A 21,973-nucleotide genomic window follows, 5' to 3' on the forward strand; every position below is an offset into this window, starting at 1 on the left:
AGTGATCTTCAACCGCATGAAACCTCCGTTTGCCGGGCGGCTCGCATCTGCGATCGCGGCCACTGAGGCAGCATCCGGCACACGTCGTGACCCGCCTGGTAAGGCAACGCACAATTGTGGTGCCACGATGCACGGCTGGAGGTGTGCTATGCCGGTAGAACACCGAGAGGACGGTGCGCTGGTGTTCGGCTATCTGGACACCAACGCGACTCGTCATCCCCGCGACTCCGTATTGGTGCGCACCAAGGTGCGTTACCACGCCGAGATGCGGTCGCACCACTTCGGATTGCTGGTCGCATGCGACGTTGTCGGCGACGACTGGGTTCAGGTCCGGCCGGTGCCGTCGCCTGTCCCGACCACGCAACACCTGCTCGGTCTGTTGCTGTCTGGCAGCGGAACGCTGGAGCAGAGCGGGCACACCATGAAGCTGCAGAGTGGCGAGTTCGTTCTGTACACCGGAGTCCGACCGTTCCAACTAGAACTGAACGGACCGTACCGTTACCTCGTGATGACGCTCGATGCCGCAACGACGTCGCTCGCGCAGGCCACCGTTGGCGCCACAGCGGACACGCGGCTGTCGCATACCCCCACAGGCAGGGTGCTCGCCGCCGCCCTCACCGAGTTGGTGCATTCCGCCCCGGGACTCGGCCCGGTGTCCAGGCGCGAAGTAGGCGAACACATCGTGTACCTACTCCGTACCGTCATTCGCGACGTCGACCGCGGGCATGAGCAAAGCCCGCTGTTCGAACAGATTCTCGAATACCTCGACCGTCATCTCGCCGAGAACCTGTCGCCCGCGACAGTCGCAGCTGCCCATCATGTGTCCCTGCGCTACTTGCATCGTCTGTTCCGCGACCGGGGCGAGACCGTATGCGAGCACATCCGGCGACGTCGGCTGGAGCGCATTCGTCGCGACCTGGCCGATCCTGATCTGATACATCTGCCTGTCTACTCCGTTGCCGCGCGTTGGGGACTGCGCGACCCGAGCCATTTCGGCAAGCTGTTCAGGGCGGAGTTCGCCATGTCGCCCCGTCGGTTCCGGGATCAGGTTCTGGACAGGGAATAGGCATGGGTCGTCTCCTGCTGGTGCTGGTCTTGGTGGCTGGTCTTGGAGCAGCCGGGCTCGCCCTGGGTGGCGTGTTCGACCAGCCGCCGGACGCGTTCTGCCCGGACTCCCACGACAACGCGGAAGTCAAGGCCTCCTCGCTGCTGGACGGCGAGGTGGCGCCCATGTCGGCGACCGGGCCGCGTCCGACGAAAGTCTTCGACGTCTACGACCGGGACTCCAGAGTGGAGGGTGCTGACCCCAACCCGCCCGAAGACGGCAAGATGTACGACGTCACGTACGAACTCGAACAGAAAGCCTGGCAGGCGAAGAACCAGGTGCAGGTCGTGGTCTGCCAGTACCGTCACGGCATCGGTGAGGGCGAGGGTAAGCAGTGCACGGGCTACAACAACCAACAGACGATCCCGGTGTTGGCAGCGACCTACACCTACAAGGTCTACGAGGCAGCCACCAAGACCCTGCTCACCACGTTCACTGTTCCCGGTTCCCTGGAGGACACCCTGTGCCCCAAGGTGATCACGTACGAGGCGGGCGATCAGCCACACCTCGCCGCGAGCCCCGACCACGCGGAGTTGGCCAACCGTCTCCGCCCGTACGTCGAGCCTGCTCAGTAGCCACGTTGGGCCGTCTCGCGGATGGCAGCGATCAGGACGAGCAGGGCAGGGGCGAGTGCCACAGAGGCGACCCTGGTCCTTGGGCGCTTCCGGATCACCCCGTTCCGCGAGCGCGGCCTCCTGTCGATGCGCTCCGGGACTCACGCCGCAGGGGTGGGCGACGCAACCAGGTCGCCCACCGCCAGAGCCATTCAAGGGGTCCTTGGTGGTATCGGCGAAGCCAGAGCGTGGACCAGATCCACTGAACTGTGAGGATGACTCCGGCGATGACAAGTACAGTCCGGATGGACCAGGTTTCCGGCGGGCTGCCGAGTATGTTCCGGGTCGCCAGCACGAGAAGGGTGGCAGTCAGGTAGTTGGTCAGCGCCATCCGGCCCAATGGGGCGAACACCGTCTGGACGGCCTGCCGTAGCGGGCTTTTGAGCAGGAGCAGCAAGCCGCACACGTAAGTCCCGCCGAGCAGCAGTCCCGCTACGGTGAGGGCGAGGTGGAACGCCGGGTCAGTTGCCTGCAGACCGGCCTGCCACCACAGGGTGGGTGCGGCCGCGGCGGCGAGCCCGAGACCGAGCAACGCCGGGTGCCGTGTGGACTGCTCGATCCGGTCGATCACGCCGTATCGCACGAGGGTTGTCCCCAGCAGGAACAGCCCGGCAACAAGGGTGAACCTGCCGTCGCCGAGCATCAGCGACGCCCCGAGGAACGCGCCACCAAGTCCGGCGACGACCGCTCGCGGCAGCCAGGTGGACGGCAGCAGCACCAGGATGCCGACGACGGCGTACGTCGACAGGATGTCGCCGCGCCACAACAGAAGGAAATGCGCCGCACCGATCACAAGCAGGGCCAGCAGCCGACGCAGCAGTAGCAGTCGCGGGCTGGTGGTGCGGTCCGTGGATGCTCGCAGGAGCAACGAGAACCCGATCCCGAACAGCAGCGAGAAGATCGGGAAGAAACGCTGCACCACCAGCAGCCCGAGCCAGGCGTCCCCGCCGTCGTGGTGACCGGACGGTGCCTCGGAGATGACGACCGCGCCCGCGTTGGCGATCGGCTGGATGTTGGCGAGCAGGATCCCGCACAGCGCGAACCCGCGGATGACGTCGAGCGCCACGATCCGTCGGCGGCCGGGCACGAGGTCTTGAGTGGACATAGGCGGCATCTTGTGCGCCCGCCCACAGTGGCCGCATCGGCTCAAAGCACAGTTGACCGGCATGCGGTCGTACTTTTGACCGATGCTGCGCAGGGCACGCCGTTTCGTAGCCTGACCGGGTGAGTGGGTGGAACCGATCGGCCAGGGCGATGACCGATGTGGCGCTCGGCGTAGCGTTCGCGGCGCTGCTTGTGTATTGGGCGGCCAGGATTTCCGGCAGCTGGGGCGGAACCTACTGGCAGTTCGACTTCGCCGCAGGGACAGTGGTATGCATCATCGCCCTGATGCGCCGACGTAACCTGGCGTACCTGGCTGTGGCGGGTTTGACGGTTGCCGCAGTGGCCGTTCTGGTGGCCCGTCTCGCCCATCTGCCGAGCCAGCCTGGTCCGGCGATGACCTTGGCGCTTACCGTCCTCGTGGCCGCCGCGATCAGGACACTTCAGCCGCTTCCGGCAAGCGTTGTCGCCGCCGCCGGTCTGGCAGTCGCCGCAGGCAGTGCGTTCACGGCCCACGATCCAGCCTCATCGCCGGTGATGGTGCTCAACGGCATGGGGTGGTTGGCTGCTGTCACGATCGGACTGCTCCGGCGACTGCGTGACAGCCGTCGACGGGCCGTGATCGAGAAGGTGCGCCGCGACGAACGGCTCGAGCTGGCGAGAGAACTGCACGACATCGTTGCCCACCACATCACCGGTGTCGTCTTGCGGACGCAGGCGGCAAGGATCGTCCGCCGTAAGCAACCGGAAGAGCTCGACGGCGCGCTGGCGGACATCGAGACTGCGGGATCCGAGGCGCTGACGGCGATGCGCCGTGTCGTCGGCCTGCTGCGTGACGAAGACGTCACGGCGGGCTTGCTCGGGCCCGAACAGCTCAGCGAACTGGTCCGTCGCTTCACCAAGCACGGCCCGCGGGTACGCCTGCAACTGCCCGAGGGCGAGCCAGTGTGGCAGCCGGAGATCACCAGCACGGTCTACCGCATCGTGCAGGAGTCGCTGACCAACGTCTCGCAGCACGCCCCGCGCGCCCGCTCGGTCTCGGTCGACGTCAGCCAGGATCAGGATCGTGTCACTGTCGAGGTCGTTGACGATGCGCCACCGGCGCCCGCACTGCATCGCGCCGGATATGGACTTGTCGGCCTGCGCGAACGCGTCGAAGCACTCGACGGCGTGCTCTCGGCGGGCCCGCGTCCCGGCGGCGGCTGGTCCGTACTGGCCACGCTGCCCACTGTGATGAGGAAGCGCTGATGACGATCACCGTACTGCTGGCTGACGATCAGGCAATGGTCCGCCGCGGCCTGCGGCTCATTCTGGAAGATCAGCCCGACATCACGGTGGTGGGCGAAGCCGCGGATGGCGCGGAGGCCGTGGCACTCGCCCGGCGGCTGTGCCCGGACGTGTGCCTCGTGGACATCCGGATGCCTCGCCTGGACGGCATCGAAGTCGCCCGCGCCCTGGCCGGCCCGGGCGTGGCCAACCCGCTGCGGGTAGTCATGGTCACCACCTTCGACCTGGACGAGTACGTGTACGGCGCGCTGCGCGGCGGCGCCCTCGGTTTCGTCCTGAAGGACGCCGGCCCTGGCCTACTCGTCGAAGCCGTCCGCGCCGCCAACGCCGGCGACGCTCTGGTCTCTCCCTCGATCACCTTGCGGCTCCTGCGCCACATCACCGCCACCGAAAGAACAACACTCACCCACGCCACAAAGCCATTGTCCGAACGCGAGACCGAGGTGGTCCGTGCCATCGGCCGCGGCCGGACCAACCGGGAGATCGCCGCAGAACTGTTCATCTCCCTGAGCACCGTGAAAAGCCACGTGTCCGGAATCCAGAACAAGCTCGGCCTACGCAACCGCGTCGAAGTAGCCGCCTGGGCATGGGAAAACCAGATCATGCGAAGAACATGACCAGCACAGTGAGATCACTTTCGCGCGCCCCTTGATCAGCCGGACGCGGGCTGTGCTGTTCGTTGCGGCACAACGGCGACGACTCCCGCGACCAACGCCATGACCAGCCCGGCCATCATCAGCGCCGCCGAACCGAAGCCGACCGAACTCAGCCGGGAGACCGTGCCTTCCAGGAACGCGATCGACATCACGATGCTGATCATGACCATGAACCGGTACCGCACGAGCGCCACCAGCAAAGCCAGCACCGCGAAGGGGATCGGTCCCGGCCGGCTCAGGTCCCACCCGCCCATCCAGGCGTTGCCGACCGCGTAAACCAGCAGTCCCGACGAAGTGACCGTTACGGCGGTACGTTGCCCTACCTGCGGTTCCGATGAGCGCGTAACGGTCATCGCCACGACCGCGGCAATTACCGACACCACGAGTCCGGCGACCATCACCCAGTTGCCGACCGCCACTATGTCCTTTGTGGAGGACAGGCCTCTGGTGAGCGAGCCGCTGTTCAGGCCGCCGTAAAAGATCCATGCCGACATCGCGACCGCGCCCATGGACGCCCACCGTGACCGCCGTTCCAGCAGCAGGATGACGATCGCCCCCGCGATATAGATCAGCCCTGGTGGCAGGTACTGCGGCGCCGCCAGCCACTGCAGGCCGCTCCCGATCGCGGCGACCAGCTGTCCCACAAGAACTATCCACGCAATTCGTGTCATATTCCCACGATCCCCACGTCGTGGCGGCCACGAGTACGTCACGTGTGCCCATTCGATCTACGCCCGGTGACGTACATAAACCTGAATCATCAGTGGTACACGCCAGCTTCGCGGCACGGTTGTTAGGGAAGCTGGTTAGCGAGGGCTTGTTCGGGTAGCCCGACGCCATGGACCCGGTGGCACAGGCCCGGCGCATGGCCTCGTCACATGGCTGACACGCTCGACCGGCTGATGAGCGCCTACGGTTCCCAAGCGAAAGCTGTTGTCTGGGCGCACAACACGCACGTGGGTGATGCCCGGGCGACCGACATGGCGGCGGCCGGGATGGTGAACATCGGTCAGTTGGTGCGTGAACGGCACGCCCGGGACGGTGTGGTACTGATCGGCTTCGGCAGTCACCGCGGGAGTGTGATCGCGTCTGACTTCTGGGGCGGGCCGGTGCGTCGCATGCCGGTGCCTGGCGCACGATCGGACAGCGTCGAGGATCTGCTGCACGAAGCCGTCCCGGATGACGACAGCCTGTTCGTGTTCCCGGATTCCTCATGGGCAAGCCAGGTTCGTGGACACCGGGCGATCGGAGTGGTCTACCACCCAAGCACAGAACGCACGAGCAACTACGTGCCGACGATCCTCGGCCAGAGGTACGACGCGTTCGTCCACTGTGACCACACCGATGCGCTGAATCCCTTGCACCAGTTCGAGCACGCGCAGAGCGAGTTGCAGACGTACCCGTCCGCCGAGTGAAACGAAGGGTGATCGACGACGCCTGCCGACGCGGCCGAGTTGATCGTGGCCAGCCATATGGCCCGAGCCTGCGACCTGGTGTCCAGGGTAGCCTTGCGGACCGCAGGTCAGCGGCTGATCCAGAACTGGTCGACGGCAACTCGCATCAGCAGCCCCTGGGGCGAACCCGTGCAACCCCACATCACCAGCGGTGACCCAGTACGGGTCACCGCCGGTTTCCTGTGCTGGAACGAACATGGTCCAGTGGATGCCCGCGGCGGACCGGGAGTGCTCAGTACGCCCGGACGTTCGGCCACGCCCTGTTGACCCGCACGGTGCACTCAGCTGATACCGTCCTGCGCTTCCCAGGGTCCACGCGGTACCACCTGGTGTGGTGGTCGCGGGTGATCGGCCCGACCCCGCAGTTGTAGCCCAGGCGCACCCAGCTCTTCCGGGTGCCGCCGGTGCAGTCCATCCACGCGGCCGTGTTGGCCCAATGGGGCGAGCAGCTGGCCAGGCTCTGGACGCCGATCGGGTCGGCATTGGCCGGCGCAGCGCCCAGGCCCGCCGCCAGCAACAGTGGGGTCACACCCAGTGCGGCCACCGCTCGCAGGCCTCTGCCGGTCTTTCGTAGCATCATTTCATCCCTTCGGAAAGAATTCATACGTCAGGACAATGTGCGGTGCGAGATTTGTTCCTCAAAGGACGTTCAACGCGGTGAGCGAACGTCGATCTCTATCGTGAGAGCACGCTCTTCTCAGGTGGAACTGAACGCAACCCAGGTTGTCCGTCCATTGCCGTCCAGGTGTCCAAAATTTGGACACGGCCTGCCCAGTGGAACGTCCAACATGACATTTGACCTGCTGATACCCTGTGGAGGTGCATCGATCTGACCCGCACGGAATACGCACGCGTGCGGACTTCAATCGTGAGCTGCGCGCCCTGCACCGGGCCAAAGGGCTGTCAATCCGCGTCCTCGCGGGCAGGTGCGGCTATTCACACGGATCCGTGGGCAACTTTCTCAATCCAAAAGTGTGTGCCATACCCGACAACGAGGAGAAAGCCCGGCGACTGTTGCTCGCGATGGGCGCCACCGATGACGAAACCGCGGCGTTCCTCGCCGCCCTGCTGCGGGTCAAGGAGGCCGAGACGCTCGATCGGCCACGCTCCGACGTGCGAGCGGCAGAGACCAGGAATCCGCGGACCTGGTGGATTGTCGCCTTCACCGCAGTACTGGCCGTCGTCGCGGTTGTGGTGATCTGGCTGAACACGGGCGATCAGGACCCGGCCCCGTCGACGTCGCCCGTGACGTTCACCGAGCCCCGACTCCTCGTCTCGCACGACGGCAGGTGCGTCGGCCCACGTGACGGCCGCGGAGACTACGACGTTCCGTTGGTGCTGATCGACTGCGCGCGCATACCGGACGGCGGCCGCTGGCGCCTCGAGAAGGTGGACGACGAGGACTACCGACTGGTCAATGACTACAACAGATGCCTCGGGGCGCACGACGCAACCGCCTATCAGGGCACCAAACAGCAACGGTTCGAGTGCCAGAGGCGTACTCACTTCTTCTGGCGGGTGCGGGTGCTACGGGACCACGGTGGCGGGACGGCCATGACATTGTTCAACATCGGCCGCCAAGGCTGCCTGGACACTGAGGACGACAAGGTTGTTCTCTCGGCCACCTGCGACGAACGGCCGTCGCAGACGTTCATGGCCCGGCCGGAATAAGCAAGTGCGGGCCGTGCTTGGACGACGGATGTCGTCCTTGTCGTCAGCTCAGCCAACTGTCAGCCGCGGCCGCCGTACGACCTCACCAGCAGCTCCGGTACGACTGGCCGGGCCGTCAACGCGATCGCAGCGCCGTGGGCGTGATGAATTCACCGGTCGCGCGCCCGTACTCGTCGAGCATCCAACCGATTCGCTTGCTCGTGCGTAGGTTGATGCCGCTGTCGAGGATCTCCATCCACGGAAGTTTCGTGGCGAGGAGTTGCTCAAGACGGACGCTGATCCGTGCCGAGCTCGCGCGGCATTCACGGCCCCGTCAAATCGCGGCACACGCGCAGGGGACCGCCGGGATCCTGGCCGCGATCCGGGGTGGCGTGGACAGTGTCGAGCACGGTTACGAGATCGACGACGAGGGCATTGAGCTGATGCTGGAACGGGGCACCTTCTTGGTCCCGACTCTCAGTGCCGCGTTGCGGGTTCCCGATCCGGCGGCGGTGCCGCCGTATTTGTACGAGAAGAAGGTCCGGTGGTCGGAGATCGCGCGCGAGAACGTTTCGAAGGCGATCCACGCGGCGGAGTTGCTAGGCCTCGCGAGCGAACTCGGCACCCTTGAGGTCGGCAAGGTCGCTGATTTCGTTGCGGTACCGGTAGACCCGCTGACCGACATCGCCACGCTGGCTGATCCTGGCACGATCGAACTCGTCGTCAAGGACGGCATCATCGTCAAAGACCTGATGGGCACGACGGCGGGAGCCTCGGCCACCAGGGCACGTATGTGAGATTGTTCCCGGGCGGCCCGTCGATTCAGCGGGCCAGGTGCCGGCTGATCACCAGGCGCTGGATCTGGTTGGTGCCTTCGAAGATCTGCATGACCTTGGCTTCGCGCATGTACCGTTCGACCGGGAAGTCCCGGGTGTAGCCGGCTCCGCCGAGCACTTGCACGGCGTCCGTGGTCACCTTCATCGCGGCGTCCGTGGCGACGAGCTTGGCGACACTGGCCAGCCGGCTGTAGGGACGTCTCGCGTCACGGCGGCGGGCAGCGTCCAGATAGGACGCGCGTGCGGAATCGACCGCCGCGGCCATGTCCGCCAGGAGAAAGCCAAGTCCCTGATGGTCGGCGATCCTTCTGCCGAACGCGGTGCGCTCCTGCGCGTAGGCCACGGCGGCGTCCAATGCGGCCTGGGCGAGTCCGGTCGCCACGGCAGCGATACCTAGACGACCGGCGTCCAGCGCGGAGAACGCGATCGGCAGTCCCTGCCCTTCGGCGCCGATCAGGCGGCCGGGTTCGAGCATCGCGCCGTCCCAGTGGGCCATCGTGGTCGGGATGGCGTGCAGGCCCATCTTCTGTTCCGGACGGTCGAACGTCAGGCCGTCGATCCGGCCGGGCGCCAGGAAGCAGGAAACGTCTTCGCCTGTGCGCGCGAACAGGGCGTAGCAGTCGGCTTTGCCGCCGTGGGTGATCCAGGCTTTGGTGCCGATGATCCGATAGCCCTCGGTCGTGCGCTCGGCGCGGCATTTCAGCGCGGCGGCGTCCGAGCCGGCGTGCGGTTCGGACAGCGAGTACCCGCCGACCAGTTTCGTCCACGCGCGTGGCGAGTTCCTTGTCGGCGACCTCCCGTACGAGCGCGAGCAGGTCCTCGGCCTCTCGGCTGGGCAGCAAGCGATCAACGGTCACGACCATCTCCCGTGAGTTCGGCGAACTGGTCGTCGCGCCACTCCTCGCAGGTTGTGTTTTCCTGCGCTATCCGGTCTTCGCGGCCGCGCAGTTCGAAACGGCGGATCTTGCCCGACAAGGTTTTGGGCAGTGTGTGGAACTCGATCCGGCGGACCCGCTGGTACGGATTCAGCCGCTCCCGGGCGTGTCGCAGGATTGACAGTGCTGTTTCCTTTGTCGGCTCGTGGCCGGGTGCGAGCGCGATGTAGGCCTTCGGCACGGCCAGCCGCACCGGGTCCGGGGCGGGCACGACGGCGGCCTCGGCCACGGCCGGGTGCTCGACGAGGACCGACTCCAGCTCGAACGGACTGATCTTGTAGTCACTGGCTTTGAACACGTCGTCGGTGCGGCCCACGTAGAAGATGTACCCGTCCGCGTCCACAGTGGCCACATCGCCGGTGTGGTAGTAGCCGTCGGCCATCGCCTCGCCCGTGCGGTCGGGATCGCCTTGGTAGCCCTTCATGAGGGACAGCGGCCGCTGGGCGAGGTCCAGGCAGATCTCTCCCTCGCCAGGCCCATCCAGCTGCTTGCCGGTGGCCGGGTCGACCAGTACCACTGGGACGCCCGGCAGCGGCCGGCCCATCGAGCCCGGCTTCACTTCGGCGCCAGGGGTGTTGCCGACCTGGGCGGTGGTTTCCGTCTGGCCGAATCCGTCCCGGATGGTCAGTCCCCACGCCCGCCGAACCTGGTCGATCACCTCGGGGTTGAGTGGCTCGCCCGCGCCGATCAGTTCGCGCAGACCGCTGGGCCGCTTGCCCAGGTCGGCGTTGATCAGCATGCGCCACACCGTCGGCGGGGCACAGAAGCTGTTGACCCGCCGTTCCCGCAGTTGCTGGAGCAGTGCGGGGGCATCGAACCGGCCGTAGTTGTAGACGAAGATCGTGGCCTCGGCGATCCACGGCGCGAAGAAACACGACCAGGCGTGCTTGGCCCACCCCGGTGAGGAAATGTTCAGGTGCACGTCGCCGGGCTGGATTCCGAGGAAGTACATGGTCGCCAGGTGACCAACGGGGTAGGACACCTGCGTGTGCTCGACCAGTTTGGGCCGGGACGTGGTTCCTGACGTGAAGTAGAGCAAGGCCGGATCGTCGACGGATGTCTCCGGATGCTTGACCGGCTGCCATTCCTGCGAGGCAGCGTCCCGGAGGTCCGCCCAGCCCGCAGCCGGACCCACACTGATCCGGGTGTAGTCACCCGGGACATCCTCGAAGCGACCCGTGTCAGCCGCATTGCAGATCACGTGCCGCGTGTTGCTGCGGGCGATCCGGTCGGTCAGATCAGCGGCGGTGATCGCGGTGGTCGTGGGCAGCAGCACCGCGCCCAGTTTCAGCACCGCCAGCATCGATTCCCACAGCTCGACTTGATTGCCGAGCATGAGCACCACCGGGTCCCCTTTCTCAACGCTACGCGCGGCCAGCCACGTGGCCAGGCGGTCGGATGCCCGGGCCATCTCGGCGAAACTGCGTTCGATGCAAGAGCCGTCTTCCTCGGCAATCACCAGAGCCGGGCGGTCGTTGTCGTGGGCGATCGCGTCGAACCAGTCGACTGCCCAGTTGAACCGATCTCTCAGCTCCGGCCATCGGAATTCGGCTACAGCACGCTCATGCTGCCCACGCAACGCGAGCAACTGGTCCCGGCTCGCTCGATACGCCCCGGTCATGTCCATCGTGGACTCCTCATAACTCGGCGGAATCTCGCCCCTGCAACAGGTCAGGCGGTGGTGGGCTCGGGCTCTTCGTGCTGGGGCTGTTGTTCGTGTTCCAGGGCGCGGTTGCGGGTCTCGGCCAGCATGGAGACGCTCACCAGGGAGAGCAGGGCGATCAGTGAGAGCATCACGCCGATCGCGATGCTGCCGAAGGACGCGGCGAGACCGGGCGCGACCAGCGGGGGAATGGCCCCGCCGAGGACCCCGGCGAGGTTGTAGCCAAGCCCGGCGCCGGTGTAACGGTGCCGAGCGGTGAACAACTCGGGCAGGTAGGAGCCTGCCGGGCCGTAGGCGATCGCGAAGATCACCAGGGTGCCCGACAGCCCGATCGCGAACGCGGCGGCGCTGCCGGTGTCCAGCAGCGGGAACAGCACCAGGGCCCACAGGATGCCGGCCACGCACGAGACACGGATGACGTTGCGGCGCCCGAACCGGTCCGACACAGTCCCGGCGATCATCGTCACGATCCCGAACAGCACCGCGGCACCGATGCCCATGCCGAGGACGACCGGACGGGACAGTCCCGCGCCCTTCGGGTTGGTGCCGTAGCTGGTCAGGTAGGCCGTGCCCATGTAGAAGAACGCGAACAGCATGGCCAGCGCACCGGCCGACAGCAGCACCTCACGCGGCTGGGCCCGCATCGCCTCCAGGAACGGCACCCGCCTCGGGTTCGTCTCGGCGCGGGTCTGGGCCGCGCGGAACGCCGGAGTCTCCTCAATACTCACCCGGACGTAGAGACCCACCAGGACCAGCACGATCGAGAACAGGAACGGGATCCGCCAGCCATAGGACAGGAACGCCTCGTCGGTGTCGCCCATGATCAGACCGGTCGCCAGGAACGTGCCACTGGACAGGGCAAAGGCGATCGCCGGACCGATCTGAGGGAACACGCCGTAGAAGCCACGCCGGTGCATGGGCGCGTACTCCGCAGTGAGCAGCGTCGCGCCTGCCCACTCGCCCCCGACGGCGAAGCCCTGCGCGAAGCGCAGCACGACCAGGGTGATCGGGGCGGCGACCCCGATAGTGGCGGCCCCGGGAAGCAGCCCGATCAGCACGGTCGCTATGCCCATCAGCAGCAGTGTCGAGATCAGGGTGCGTTTGCGGCCGATCCGGTCGCCGAAGTGACCGAACACGATCGCGCCGACCGGGCGGGCAATGAACGCCACCGCGAACGTCGCGAACGAGGCCACCGTGCCCGCCGTGGAACCCAGCGCCGGGAAAAAGACCTTGGGGAATACCAACGCCGCGGCGGTGCCGTAGATGAAGAAGTCGTAGAACTCGATGGTCGTGCCTGCACAACTGGCGGCCGCGACACGCCACAGCGGGACTGGCGGGCTTGTGCTGGGTTGCGAAGTGGACATCGAGGCTCCTCGTCGAGCTCGGGCTGAAGGTGCTGGGTGAGCCAAAACTGCTGTTGAGGGGTCTCCTCACCAGGTACGGAGGCTGGGTGAGCGCGTATCATCCGGATGGCTCGGCAGCGCTCGCTACCCCCGGACAGGGGTAGTGCCCGGCCGGGCCGGGCGGGTTCGCTGCCGGGAACGGCACCGACGAACGCAGGAGGTCACGTGTCCGCCCTGCTAAGGCCGGCTGACGGGGAGCTCTACCGGCGTGCCCTGCGTGGGATCCGCAGCCGGACCGGAGTGCCGCTGGCCTTCGCTGGTCAGATCCGCGACCAACGACTGGTGCTCTGCGAGTTCCTCGGCGCGCGGACGACCGGGCTCCGCGATCTGCACGTCGAACCAGGCAAGGGCGTGGGCGGAACAGTGCTGCAACGGGTCCGCCCATACGGGGTGTCCGACTACCGAGCGGCCCGCTCGATCACGCACGACTACGACGATCCCGTGCTGGGCGAAGGCATCCACGCGACGGTCGCCGTCCCAGTCGCGACGTACGGCCAAGTCCGCGGCGTGCTGTACGCCGCTGTCCGCTCGGACCTGCCGCTAGGCACACGCACCATCGACGCACTCGTCGGCATCGCCAACGACGTCGCGCGCGAACTGGCGGTGCGCGACGAGGTCGACCACCGGCTGAAACTGCTCGGCACGACCGCCGTGAAACCTGATCCCGCAGGCCAGGAACAGCTCCGCGAGCTGCACGCGGAGCTGCGCGGCATCGTGGCAGACGTTCCGCCCGGACCGCTCCACGACCGGTTACGCCGTGCATGCGACCGGATCAACGCCCTGAGCGGCCCGGTACCGGATCCGGCCTCGCAAACAACGCTGTCTCCACGGGAAATCGACGTGCTCAGCCAGGTTGCCCTCGGCTGCAGCAACGCCGGGGCTGCCGAACGACTGGCCGTCAAGCCCGAAACGGTGAAGGCGTACCTGCGCAGCGCCATGAGCAAGCTCGCGGTCCACAACCGCTACCAGGCCGTCCTGGCCGCCCGACGGCTCGGGTTTCTCCCCTGACTGCTCGACGGCGTCGACGCAAGTCGTCAAGGGTTCGCAAGGTCACCTCACTGCTGTGGAGAGGCGATCGCCGTGGTGGCCGCGGTCGTCGCGTGGCCACGGCGCACGCGGCCGACCGGAGGCGACGGTGTGCACGTCCCTGGCCCACCAGGTGCTGAGTATTCATCCGATGGCCCTGCGAATGGCCGACAAATGGGCGCGCGAGGAAATTCCCGCCGACCAGGTACGCGATCGAGTTCTCACACTGATCAACCACGCGTTCGACCTACTTGGCCACGGCCTCAGGCACGTTGAGTGATCGACGCCAGGCGATTGGTACGCCGACTGGACCGTGACTATCACCCGTAACGGCGATGCGCGTACAGTCGGCGGTGGTGCAGGGTTACCGGTGCCGCAATGTCCATAGGGGTAGACAGGGGTGAATGTTCGATGATCGAGGATGTGGACCTCGAGATCGCGTTCGAGTCGTACTCGCAAGACTATGACAAGCCTATCGACGAGATCTTCGGGTTCGTCACGCGGTCCGAAGGGTAATAGCCCGACGACCGTTTTCCCATGAATCACCAAACCGTTCAGGTTCGGGTTTCCTCGTGTGGCGTGTCCTTTTGGGACTCCGGGAAACTCGTTTGGGATGACACCCTCGGGCACCGTCAATTCGCTCTGGTTGATGGTGCCGAAGCGTTGTTGCGCTGGTTCTCGGCGTGGAAACCGTTGGAATCCACGGACACCATGACCGACGATCCGGTGCTCCGTGAGCGTTACGCGAAGATCGCCAGGATCTTTCTGGACCACGACATTCTGGTCGCGGAAGGATCGCCTCGGCACAGGTTCGAGGAGTCGGCCGTCTCGGCTTTCAAGCCGTGGGGCCGGCTCGCGTCCGCGTTCCACTTCTCCACTCGCAACCTGGCGGGCGAATCGGCGATGTCACCTGAGGACTACGACGCCATGCTCGTCGAGAACCTCAAGCTCGGGCCGCCGCCACGGGCGCACCGGACGTTCACCGGGGCCCCGGTCGTCGAGCTGCCCGACTGGTCCGCGGCGAACTGGCGAGAACGTGATCTCCTCAACCTGCTGTATCAGCGACGCAGTGACCGGAAGTTCGTCGACAAGCCGATTCCGCTGGAATCGGCGGCGGCCTTGCTGAAGGTTTCCGCAGGCATTGTCGAAATCGACGAACAATCGCAGACGGTGTTCAAGACCTCACCGTCGGGTGGCGGCCGGCATCCCACCGAGGTTTACGTCCTCATACGCGCGGTCGACGGGATCGATCCGGGCGTTTATCACTACAATCCGACCGCGCACACGCTTGCACTTATTGGTGGACCGTGTAGCGACGATGACTTTTCGCGTATTGTCACCGAACAGGCCTGGACCGAGAATTCGGCGATGGTGGTCTTCTACACCGCGGTCCTGGAACGAAGCATGTGGAAATACCGCACGGCCCGAATCTACCGCGTACTGCATTTCGACGTCGGACACCTCAATCAGACGGTATATCTCCTGGTCACCGCCCTAGGTCTGGGCATGACGTTCACCTCGGCGGTCCGCGACGAACTCGTGGAGCAGCTGCTTGGTCTCGATCCGGCCGGGGAACTGGTGATGGGATGCGCGGTGATCGGAAACAAAGCGTGACGTCGGCTCCCGAGCGCGTCGGCTACCGCGAGGCGCTCGCGAACCGCGAGTTCCGGGCCCTGTTCCTCGGCCGGAGCCTCTCGACGGCCGGTGACTACCTGGCCAGGGCCGCGTTGATGATCGCGGTGTACGAGCGGACCGAGTCCGCCGGCCTGATGGCCGTGACGTTCGGGTTGACCATGCTCCCTGACCTGCTCGGCGGTCCGCTGCTGGCCGGCCTGGCGGATCGGTATCCCCGCCGGACCGTCATGATCTGCTCGGACGTCGGCCGCGCGATGTTGTTGCTGTGCATGGCGATTCCGGGAATGCCGTTGGCCGGGCTGTGGCTGCTGGTGATCGCGACCCGGTTGCTGGACACGCCGTTCAACGGCGCGCACACCGCCACCCTGTCCGTGGCGCTGACCGGCGAGTCCTTCGTGACCGCCACCTCGATGAACCTGCAGGTCGCTCACCTGGGATACGCACTGGGCTACGGGCTTTCCGGCGTGATGGTCGGCTGGCTCGGGATCAGCGGGGTGCTTGTGCTCAACGCCGCCACCTTCCTCGGGTCCGCCGCCCTGATCCGCTTCGGCGTGCGGCTGCGGCCCGCGACGGCCGCCGAGACGGATGCCAGCCCATGGTTGGCCTCATTGCGGTCAGCCGTCGTTTTCGTTGCCCGGCATCGGCGGCTGCGCGTCCTCATCCTCTTCACACTGCTGATCGCGATCGCCCCGATAGGCGTGACGCTCGCCGTTCCGTACGCCGCGCAGTTCGGGGTGGACGTGGCCGCCGCGGGAGTGCTGATGGCGGCCAACTGCACCGGAATCGTCGTCGGCCTGTGGGCGTACACCCGCTGGGTCAGGCCCGCCAGCCGGTCCCGGCTGATGGCACCGCTCATGGTGTTGACCAGCCTGCCTTTCGTGGCCTTCGTTCTCCAGCCCGGTGTCTGGGCAGGCGCCGCGCTGTTCGCCGTTTCCGGTGCCGCCCTGTGCTTCTGGATCCCCCTTGGCGCCGAGTACACCCGGTCCGCTCCGGACTCGCAGCGCGGTCAGCTGGCCGGCCTGCTCTTCACGTTCATGCGGGTGAGCCAGGGCATCACCGTGGTGCTGTTCGGTGTCCTGGCCGAGTCGTTCGCGCCGTCGTCGGTGATCACCGGCACTGGCCTGGCTGGTCTGGTCCTGTGCGCACTGCTGCTCGCGGCGTGGCGCGCGGCCACGTCGTCAACCAGAAGCGAGTCAATCAGAAGCGAGCAGCCGGCGTAGCTCGTCAGTGTCCGGAATGGACAGTCCGGACAGTCGGTCCAACGCCTGCTGCCACGAGGATCTCGCCTGCTCGTGGTCCCCGCTCGCGGCCAGCGCCAAGCCGAGCACATGCAGGGCTTGCGCCTGGCCGAACGGGGAATCGGCGTCGGTGTGCACGGCCAGTGCCTGCTGGGCGTGTTCCCGCGCGACAAGCAGGTCATGCGCCTCGAACGCGAGCCAGGCCAGCAGCGTCTCGGTGCGCCCTTCAAGGTCGAGCAGCTCCGCGCGCCTGCTGAGCTCGACGGCCTGGCTGGCGTGCTCCCGTGCCGTGGCCAGGTCACCCCGCTGACGGCACTGGGCCGCCAGCTCCAGCAGTGCGCAGATCTCGCCGCGGTGGTAGGCGAGGCTACGTGCCATCTCCAGTGCGTTGCGGGCGCACGTGGCCGCCTCGTCGGCGTGTCCGATTCCTTGCTGTGCCGCGGCGACGGTGACCAGCGAGTCGACCTGGTCCTGCTCGATGCCGGACTCGTCGGCGACGGCCATCGCTTCGAGCGCGTTGGCCAACGCGGCCTTGTGGTCGCCAGCCAAGCGGTTGGCGTCGGACAGTCCACGCAGTGTCTTGGTCACGTTGTTCCGCGTCCCGGTTTCCCGGTAGGTGGCAAGGGCCGCCGAGAACTGGTCGATGGCCTCGCTGAAGCGGCCCCGGCGGACCAGCACATCGCCCAGGACCGTGCGGGACGAGGCCACGGTCACCAAGGTGCCGCTCGCCGGCGCCAGTCGCAGGGCTTCCCGCGCGGCCCACTCCGCCTGGTCGAGGTGCCCCCGCCGCTCCTCGACCACGCACAAGTTGATCAGTCCGAACAGCCGGACCTTGTCGGACCCGTGTTCCTCGGCCAGGCGCACGCCCCGTTCGATCTCGTCCACGGCGGGTCTGAGCCTGCCGTCGACGAAATGCAGGATGCCCAGGGCGATCAGTGCCCGTGCCCGGCCCTCATCGGATTCGCACCGGTCGTAGGCGGCCAGTTCGGCCAAGGTGTGCTCCATCGCCGTGACGCGGTCCTGGAAGCGGAAGGAGATGGAGGCGTGGACATAGTGCATGGCCGCCTCCGCATGGGCATCCCCCGCCACCCGCGCCGCGGTCAAGGCAGCCTTCGCGGCGACGACTCCTTCGGCCCGGTAGCGGCCACGGGTCACCAGGTAAGCGCGTAGCGATTCGACGAGGTGCCACGCGGCGTGCACCGGTCCGCGTTTCGCCGCGTCGAGGATCGCCGCGATGACGTTCGGCCCCTCTTGGTCCATCCACGCGGACGCCGGCGCCGTGCCGTCGAACGTGGGGCTCGGCACCGCCAGCTCCACTTCGGTTCGTGGCAGCCGGCGCCAGGTCTCCCAGAGCACGTCAGCGACGGCGTCGAGCCAGCGCACGTAGTACGCGAACAGCCGGGCCCGCACTGCCTCCGCCTCGTCCGGGTTCTCCTCGATCTGGCAGCGTTCCTCGCTGTAGAGCCGCAACAGGTCGTGGAAGCGGAACCGGTCGGACGCGACCTGCTGGAGCAGTCCCGCGGCGACCAGGTCGGCCAGCAGCTTGCCCGCGCGCTGCTCGGGCAGCTGGGCGAGGACCGCCACCGCCTGCCTCGTGAAGTCCGGCCCCGGCACCAGGCCCAGCTGCCGGAACAGACGCGCGACCTCGGGTTTCAGCGCCAGGTAGGACAGGTCGAACACGGCACGTACGGTGGCGCCCGGATCGTCCTCGATCTCCAGCGCGGTGAGCCGGTTGCCGTGCCGTAAGTCGGTGACGTATGCCTGCGCCGAGTCGTCGTCCCGTAGCAACAGGTTGGCTCCCGCGATCCGCAGAGCGAGCGGCAGATGGCCGCACAGCTCGGCGATCTCACCCAACACGGCGGGATCGTACGGGTGGTCGTGTCCGACGATGGTGTTCAGCAGCGCGACCGACTGCTCAGGGCTGAGCACGTCCAGGTTGACCAGTCGCGCCCCACCCAGCGCGGCCAGGCCGCGCAGTGATCTGCGGCTGGTGACCAGCGCCGCCGATCCGGACGTGGTGGGCAGCAGGTTGCGCACCTGCCCGGCGCTGGCCGCGTTGTCAAGGACCACCAGGACTTTCCGGTCGGCGAGCGCGGTGCGGTAGGCGGCCACGAGGCCATGGAGGTCGTCGGGAAGCTGGTCCGGTGGCAGGCCGAGCGCCTGCAGGAACCGGGCAAGCACCTGCTCCGCGGTCAGCTCCCGCTCCAACGCGTTGCCAAGCAGGTCGACGAAGAGCTGGCCGTCCGGGAACTGTGCCCGTAGCTGGTGAGCGACCTGCACGGCCAGCGCGGACTTGCCGACTCCCGGCTGCCCGGAGATCGCCACCACCGGAACACCCGTATCTCCGTCGCGGGAGAACAGGCTGACGATCTGTTCGTACGTCTCATCCCGGCCGACGAAGTTCTGCAGGCCCGCCGGCAGTTGCCGGGGTACCTGACGCTCGGCCTGCGCGGTTTCGGTCTCTGGTGGAGCTGGCGCGTGACTCGGCTTCGACGGCAGCGCCAGCGCCGGATCGTTGGTGAGGATCCGCTGGTGCAGCAGCCGAAGCTGCTCGCTCGGATCCATCCCGACCTCGTCCGCCAGCCTGGTCCGCACGTGCTGGAACGTGGACAGCGCCTCGACCTGACGTCCCGAGCGGTACAGCGCGAGCATCAACTGGCCGTGCAGCCGTTCCCGGAACGGGTGCAGGGTGGTCAGGTTCTGCAGCTCGGGCAGGAGTTCCGCGTGCCGTCCGATGGCGAGGTCACAGTCGACACGGATCTCGATCGCCCGCAGGTGCTCCTCGGTCAGCCGGGTCACTTCGCGTTCCCGGAACGAGCAGGCCGGGATGTCGGCCAACGCCGGGCCACGCCACAGGGCGAGGGCCTGGGTGATCAGGTCGGTCCGGGCGGCCGGGTCGGAGGTCTCGTCGGCCTGCTTGACCAGGCCACGGAACCGGACCAGGTCCAGCTCGTCGCTTTCCAGGTTGATCCGGTAGCCGTGCGACATGGTCGTGATGAGGTCCTTGGCCTGCAGCGTCTGCCGCAGCCGCCGGACATAGGCCTGCGCCGTGGACACCGCGTTGTCCGGCGTGTCCTCGTCCCAGAGCCAGTCGATCAGTTCGCTGACCCGGACGACCTGGTTGGCCCGCAGCAGCAGGCCCGCAAGGACCACCTGCTGGGTACCGGCTGGGACCGCGATCCGCCGGCCCGCCACCTTCACGTCAAGGGTCCCCAAGAGGCGGAAGTCAGTGTCTCCCACCATTTTCACCCCGTCGGGTCGGGTCGTACGACGTGTTCTCGATCCTAGTCTCGTTAGCCGAGAGTACGCGCCTAGTACGCGGCGTGATGTGGGCTTCAGCTGTGGCCCGGGCAGGTCGGGCCCGGTGCTGAGGGGACTTGATGACGACCGCCGACATGCTGGCCGATGAACTCGTCGAGATCTTCGCCGACGAGGACCCGCTGCTCGCGTCGATGTACGGCATCAGGGAAGCTGACGGCGACATGGGGGACCTGTCCGAGGATGCCAGGAGTGCGGTGCGCGCGCGGGCGTTCGACGTCATGACCAGGGCGCGGGCGCTGGACGCCGCCACGCTGCCAGCCGTCGACCGGATCACCAAGGCCACGGTCGAGGAACAGGCCCTTGCGGTGTGCCACCGGATCGACTCTCGGGCCGTGGAGTACACGGTCACCGACTTCTTCAACGCCCCGGTCGCCAGGGCGCTGTACTTCGTACCGCGGGTCACGGTCAACAATGCGGCTCAGGCCGAGGTCTACGTGGCCCGGCTGGCGCAGTTCCGCCACTACCTGTCCACCGCGGCGCGGCGTCACGTGGACGGCACCGGCGCGGGTAGGCCGCCGGTCGCGAGGCTGGTTGACTCGGCCGTGGCGCAGGTCGACCGTGCGCTGGCCGCCGGAACCGACGATCCGCTGCTGAAACCGCTGCGGCAGCACGGCATGGAGAAGTACGCCGAACAGGGCCGTGAACTGCTCGAATCGGAGATCCGGCCGGCGTTGGCGGCATACCGCGCGGTTCTTGGCGAGATCGCGCCGCAGGCCCGGCCCGACTCGAAGCCCGGCCTGTGTTGGATCACCGGCGGCGAGTCGATCTACGCCGGCCTGATCCGCGTGCACACCGAGGCCGACAGGTCCCCGGAGGAACTCCACCGGACCGGCAAGGACCTGGTCGCGAAGATCCACGCCGAGATCGCGCGGAGTGGCCAGCAGGTGTTCGGCACGTCCGACGTCGGGGCGGTCTTCCACCGGCTGCGGTTCGACGAGAAGCTGCGCTGGCGAGACGGGGAGGAGATCCTCGACGTTGGCCGGATCGCGGTGGCCAAGGCCGAGGTCCTGGCGCCGGGCTGGTTCACGGTCGTCCCCGACCAGCGGTGCGCGGTCGAAGCCGTTCCACCCGAACAGGACGCGGCGATCCCGTCGGGGATGTACCTGACGGGATCGCCCGACGGGAAACGGCCCGGCACGTACTTCACGAACATCACCAGGCCCACCGAGCGGTTCCGCTACTTCGCCGAGGTACTGGCGTTCCACGAAGGCGTGCCCGGCCACCACTTCCAGCTGACGCGGGGGCAGGGGCTCAGCCACCTGCCGGTGCTTCGGAGGCTGCCGCTGAGCAAGGCGTTCGTCGAAGGCTGGGCGTTGTACGCCGAGCGGTTGGCCGACGAGATGGGCCTCTATTCGGACGAGTTGTCCCGGATGGGCATGCTCGCGTCGGACGTGTTGCGTGCCGTCCGTCTCGTCGTCGACACCGGACTGCACGCCAGGGGCTGGAGCCGGGCCGAGGCCGTCGAGTACGTGCGGGCCAACACCGCACTGCCGGACATCGAGGTCGAAGCCGAGGTCAACAGGTTCATCGGCTATCCAAGTCAGGCCCTGGCGTACATGGTCGGCCGGCTGGAGATCAACCGGATCAGGGCAGCGGCCGAACGCAAGCTGGGCGACCGGTTCGACATCCGGGCCTTCCATGACACGGTGCTGCGGGAGGGATCCCTGCCGCTCGCCGTACTGGCCGACGTGGTGACGGACTGGATGGAGAGCGTCTGAGGCCACCGAGTACGCGATTGGTACGCGGTTGGTACACGGCGTCCGACACGATGACGTCACGCGCCTCGCTGGGGAGGGGCTCGGTGGGGTCGCTGGGGGTGGCCCCACCGAGCGCCCGGTCCTTCCTGTTTGCTGATCTTCCAGGATCGGCTCAGGAATGAGACATTTCGATGCCGGACTTCGACCCGGCCGCGATCCAGGTGCTCGCCTTCGCATCTTCCGCACCACCGTCGACTGGCGGTCGGCCACGCCTACCTCAAGGTCATGCCCAGCCTGCAAGGCATCGGGCGCCACCTTCGCGACGAAGTACGCACAGCCGAAGCCACCCCGT

General features: G+C 67.0%; 18 protein-coding genes and 1 pseudogene. 12 read left to right on the top strand and 7 right to left on the bottom strand.

Translation table 11 applies throughout. The features are described from left to right. Nucleotides 1–148: 148 nt before the first annotated feature. Together B9C43_RS37910 and B9C43_RS37915 are read left to right on the top strand one after the other, a co-directional pair. Complete coding sequence (locus B9C43_RS37910; protein WP_084431746.1) at nucleotides 149–1,066, top strand: helix-turn-helix domain-containing protein; 918 nt, start codon at nucleotides 149–151, stop codon at nucleotides 1,064–1,066. 2 nt (nucleotides 1,067–1,068) lie between these two features. Beyond that, nucleotides 1,069–1,680 carry a hypothetical protein gene (locus B9C43_RS37915; protein WP_084431748.1) on the top strand — a complete coding sequence of 204 codons (612 nt, stop codon included), beginning with the start codon at nucleotides 1,069–1,071 and terminating at the stop codon, nucleotides 1,678–1,680. Between the two features lie 94 nt (nucleotides 1,681–1,774). Here the strand turns inward: B9C43_RS37915 and B9C43_RS37920 are convergent, their stop codons facing one another. Further along, nucleotides 1,775–2,824, bottom strand: coding sequence for a DUF418 domain-containing protein (locus B9C43_RS37920; RefSeq protein WP_200825870.1), 1,050 nt, complete (start codon nucleotides 2,822–2,824; stop codon nucleotides 1,775–1,777). Between the two features lie 119 nt (nucleotides 2,825–2,943). Between B9C43_RS37920 and B9C43_RS37925 the strand changes: the two genes are divergently transcribed. After that, complete coding sequence (locus tag B9C43_RS37925) at nucleotides 2,944–4,068, top strand: sensor histidine kinase (RefSeq protein WP_200825871.1); 1,125 nt, start codon at nucleotides 2,944–2,946, stop codon at nucleotides 4,066–4,068. Further along, nucleotides 4,068–4,724 (top strand): response regulator, encoded by a 657-nt coding sequence (locus B9C43_RS37930; RefSeq protein WP_084431754.1) that lies wholly within the window; start codon nucleotides 4,068–4,070, stop codon nucleotides 4,722–4,724. Before B9C43_RS37925 ends, B9C43_RS37930 begins: the two co-directional genes overlap by 1 nt. Nucleotides 4,725–4,759: 35 nt before the next feature. Here the strand turns inward: B9C43_RS37930 and B9C43_RS37935 are convergent, their stop codons facing one another. Further along, nucleotides 4,760–5,434 carry a hypothetical protein gene (locus B9C43_RS37935; protein ID WP_143446882.1) on the bottom strand — a complete coding sequence of 225 codons (675 nt, stop codon included), beginning with the start codon at nucleotides 5,432–5,434 and terminating at the stop codon, nucleotides 4,760–4,762. A 207-nt stretch (nucleotides 5,435–5,641) separates the two neighbouring features. On the opposite strand from B9C43_RS37935, the gene B9C43_RS37940 reads away from it, so the two are divergent. Beyond that, entirely contained in the window at nucleotides 5,642–6,178 is a 537-nt protein-coding gene (locus B9C43_RS37940; protein WP_084431758.1) for an erythromycin esterase family protein, read from the top strand. A 271-nt stretch (nucleotides 6,179–6,449) separates the two neighbouring features. Here B9C43_RS37940 and B9C43_RS37945 read toward each other — a convergent pair whose 3' ends face one another. Continuing rightward, on the bottom strand, nucleotides 6,450–6,794 hold the full coding sequence (locus B9C43_RS37945) for a hypothetical protein (protein WP_143446883.1): 345 nt from the start codon (nucleotides 6,792–6,794) through the stop codon (nucleotides 6,450–6,452). 395 nt (nucleotides 6,795–7,189) lie between these two features. Between B9C43_RS37945 and B9C43_RS37950 the strand changes: the two genes are divergently transcribed. Together B9C43_RS37950 and B9C43_RS37955 are read left to right on the top strand one after the other, a co-directional pair. After that, entirely contained in the window at nucleotides 7,190–7,888 is a 699-nt protein-coding gene (locus B9C43_RS37950; RefSeq protein ID WP_143446884.1) for an RICIN domain-containing protein, read from the top strand. 248 nt (nucleotides 7,889–8,136) lie between these two features. After that, a complete protein-coding gene (locus B9C43_RS37955) occupies nucleotides 8,137–8,664 on the top strand; it encodes an amidohydrolase family protein (RefSeq protein WP_200825872.1) in 528 nt (175 codons plus the stop codon). Between the two features lie 25 nt (nucleotides 8,665–8,689). Here the strand turns inward: B9C43_RS37955 and B9C43_RS37960 are convergent. The 3 genes and pseudogenes from B9C43_RS37960 to B9C43_RS37970 form a co-directional block, all read right to left on the bottom strand. Next, nucleotides 8,690–9,463: pseudogene (locus B9C43_RS37960) on the bottom strand (acyl-CoA dehydrogenase family protein); the annotation flags it as partial. Between the two features lie 86 nt (nucleotides 9,464–9,549). Next, nucleotides 9,550–11,265, bottom strand: a complete 1,716-nt coding sequence (locus B9C43_RS37965) for an AMP-binding protein (RefSeq protein WP_084431764.1) — start codon at nucleotides 11,263–11,265, stop codon at nucleotides 9,550–9,552. A 44-nt stretch (nucleotides 11,266–11,309) separates the two neighbouring features. Next, on the bottom strand, nucleotides 11,310–12,665 hold the full coding sequence (locus B9C43_RS37970) for an MFS transporter (RefSeq protein WP_084431765.1): 1,356 nt from the start codon (nucleotides 12,663–12,665) through the stop codon (nucleotides 11,310–11,312). A gap of 204 nt (nucleotides 12,666–12,869) precedes the next feature. Here B9C43_RS37970 and B9C43_RS37975 point away from each other — a divergent pair, with 204 nt between their 5' ends. From B9C43_RS37975 to B9C43_RS37985, 4 genes are all read left to right on the top strand, one after another. Then, on the top strand, nucleotides 12,870–13,712 hold the full coding sequence (locus tag B9C43_RS37975) for a helix-turn-helix transcriptional regulator (RefSeq protein ID WP_235039082.1): 843 nt from the start codon (nucleotides 12,870–12,872) through the stop codon (nucleotides 13,710–13,712). A gap of 169 nt (nucleotides 13,713–13,881) precedes the next feature. Then, nucleotides 13,882–14,010: a hypothetical protein gene (locus tag B9C43_RS59715; protein ID WP_268811605.1), complete on the top strand. Its 129-nt coding sequence runs from the start codon at nucleotides 13,882–13,884 to the stop codon at nucleotides 14,008–14,010. Between the two features lie 299 nt (nucleotides 14,011–14,309). Continuing rightward, the gene (locus B9C43_RS37980) at nucleotides 14,310–15,344 is read left to right on the top strand and encodes a SagB family peptide dehydrogenase (RefSeq protein WP_160096977.1); all 1,035 of its coding nucleotides are present in this window, start codon (nucleotides 14,310–14,312) and stop codon (nucleotides 15,342–15,344) included. Then, nucleotides 15,317–16,585 (top strand): MFS transporter, encoded by a 1,269-nt coding sequence (locus B9C43_RS37985; protein ID WP_084431771.1) that lies wholly within the window; start codon nucleotides 15,317–15,319, stop codon nucleotides 16,583–16,585. The genes B9C43_RS37980 and B9C43_RS37985 overlap by 28 nt, the downstream gene beginning before the upstream one ends. On the opposite strand, the gene B9C43_RS37990 is transcribed toward B9C43_RS37985, so the two are convergent. Then, nucleotides 16,559–19,804: an AfsR/SARP family transcriptional regulator gene (locus B9C43_RS37990; protein ID WP_160096979.1), complete on the bottom strand. Its 3,246-nt coding sequence runs from the start codon at nucleotides 19,802–19,804 to the stop codon at nucleotides 16,559–16,561. The two genes, B9C43_RS37985 and B9C43_RS37990, sit on opposite strands and share 27 nt — an antisense overlap. Before the next feature lie 179 nt (nucleotides 19,805–19,983). Between B9C43_RS37990 and B9C43_RS37995 the strand changes: the two genes are divergently transcribed. Next, a complete protein-coding gene (locus B9C43_RS37995) occupies nucleotides 19,984–21,642 on the top strand; it encodes a DUF885 domain-containing protein (RefSeq protein ID WP_084431775.1) in 1,659 nt (552 codons plus the stop codon). Nucleotides 21,643–21,973: the final 331 nt, after the last annotated feature.

Source organism: Kibdelosporangium aridum, assembly GCF_900176515.1.
Lineage (GTDB): Bacteria > Actinomycetota > Actinomycetes > Mycobacteriales > Pseudonocardiaceae > Kibdelosporangium > Kibdelosporangium aridum.

Excerpts from the sequence above, each read along its gene's own strand:
- B9C43_RS37910 (WP_084431746.1), top strand. The coding sequence starts at position 149 with ATGCCGGTAGAACACCGAGAGGACGGTGCGCTGGTGTTCGGCTATCTG.
- B9C43_RS37915 (WP_084431748.1), top strand. The coding sequence starts at position 1,069 with ATGGGTCGTCTCCTGCTGGTGCTGGTCTTGGTGGCTGGTCTTGGAGCA.
- B9C43_RS37920 (WP_200825870.1), bottom strand. The coding sequence starts at position 2,824 with ATGTCCACTCAAGACCTCGTGCCCGGCCGCCGACGGATCGTGGCGCTC.
- B9C43_RS37930 (WP_084431754.1), top strand. The coding sequence starts at position 4,068 with ATGACGATCACCGTACTGCTGGCTGACGATCAGGCAATGGTCCGCCGC.
- B9C43_RS37935 (WP_143446882.1), bottom strand. The coding sequence starts at position 5,434 with ATGACACGAATTGCGTGGATAGTTCTTGTGGGACAGCTGGTCGCCGCG.
- B9C43_RS37940 (WP_084431758.1), top strand. The coding sequence starts at position 5,642 with ATGGCTGACACGCTCGACCGGCTGATGAGCGCCTACGGTTCCCAAGCG.
- B9C43_RS37945 (WP_143446883.1), bottom strand. The coding sequence starts at position 6,794 with ATGCTACGAAAGACCGGCAGAGGCCTGCGAGCGGTGGCCGCACTGGGT.
- B9C43_RS37965 (WP_084431764.1), bottom strand. The coding sequence starts at position 11,265 with ATGGACATGACCGGGGCGTATCGAGCGAGCCGGGACCAGTTGCTCGCG.
- B9C43_RS37970 (WP_084431765.1), bottom strand. The coding sequence starts at position 12,665 with ATGTCCACTTCGCAACCCAGCACAAGCCCGCCAGTCCCGCTGTGGCGT.
- B9C43_RS59715 (WP_268811605.1), top strand. The coding sequence starts at position 13,882 with ATGGCCCTGCGAATGGCCGACAAATGGGCGCGCGAGGAAATTCCCGCC.
- B9C43_RS37985 (WP_084431771.1), top strand. The coding sequence starts at position 15,317 with ATGCGCGGTGATCGGAAACAAAGCGTGACGTCGGCTCCCGAGCGCGTC.
- B9C43_RS37995 (WP_084431775.1), top strand. The coding sequence starts at position 19,984 with ATGACGACCGCCGACATGCTGGCCGATGAACTCGTCGAGATCTTCGCC.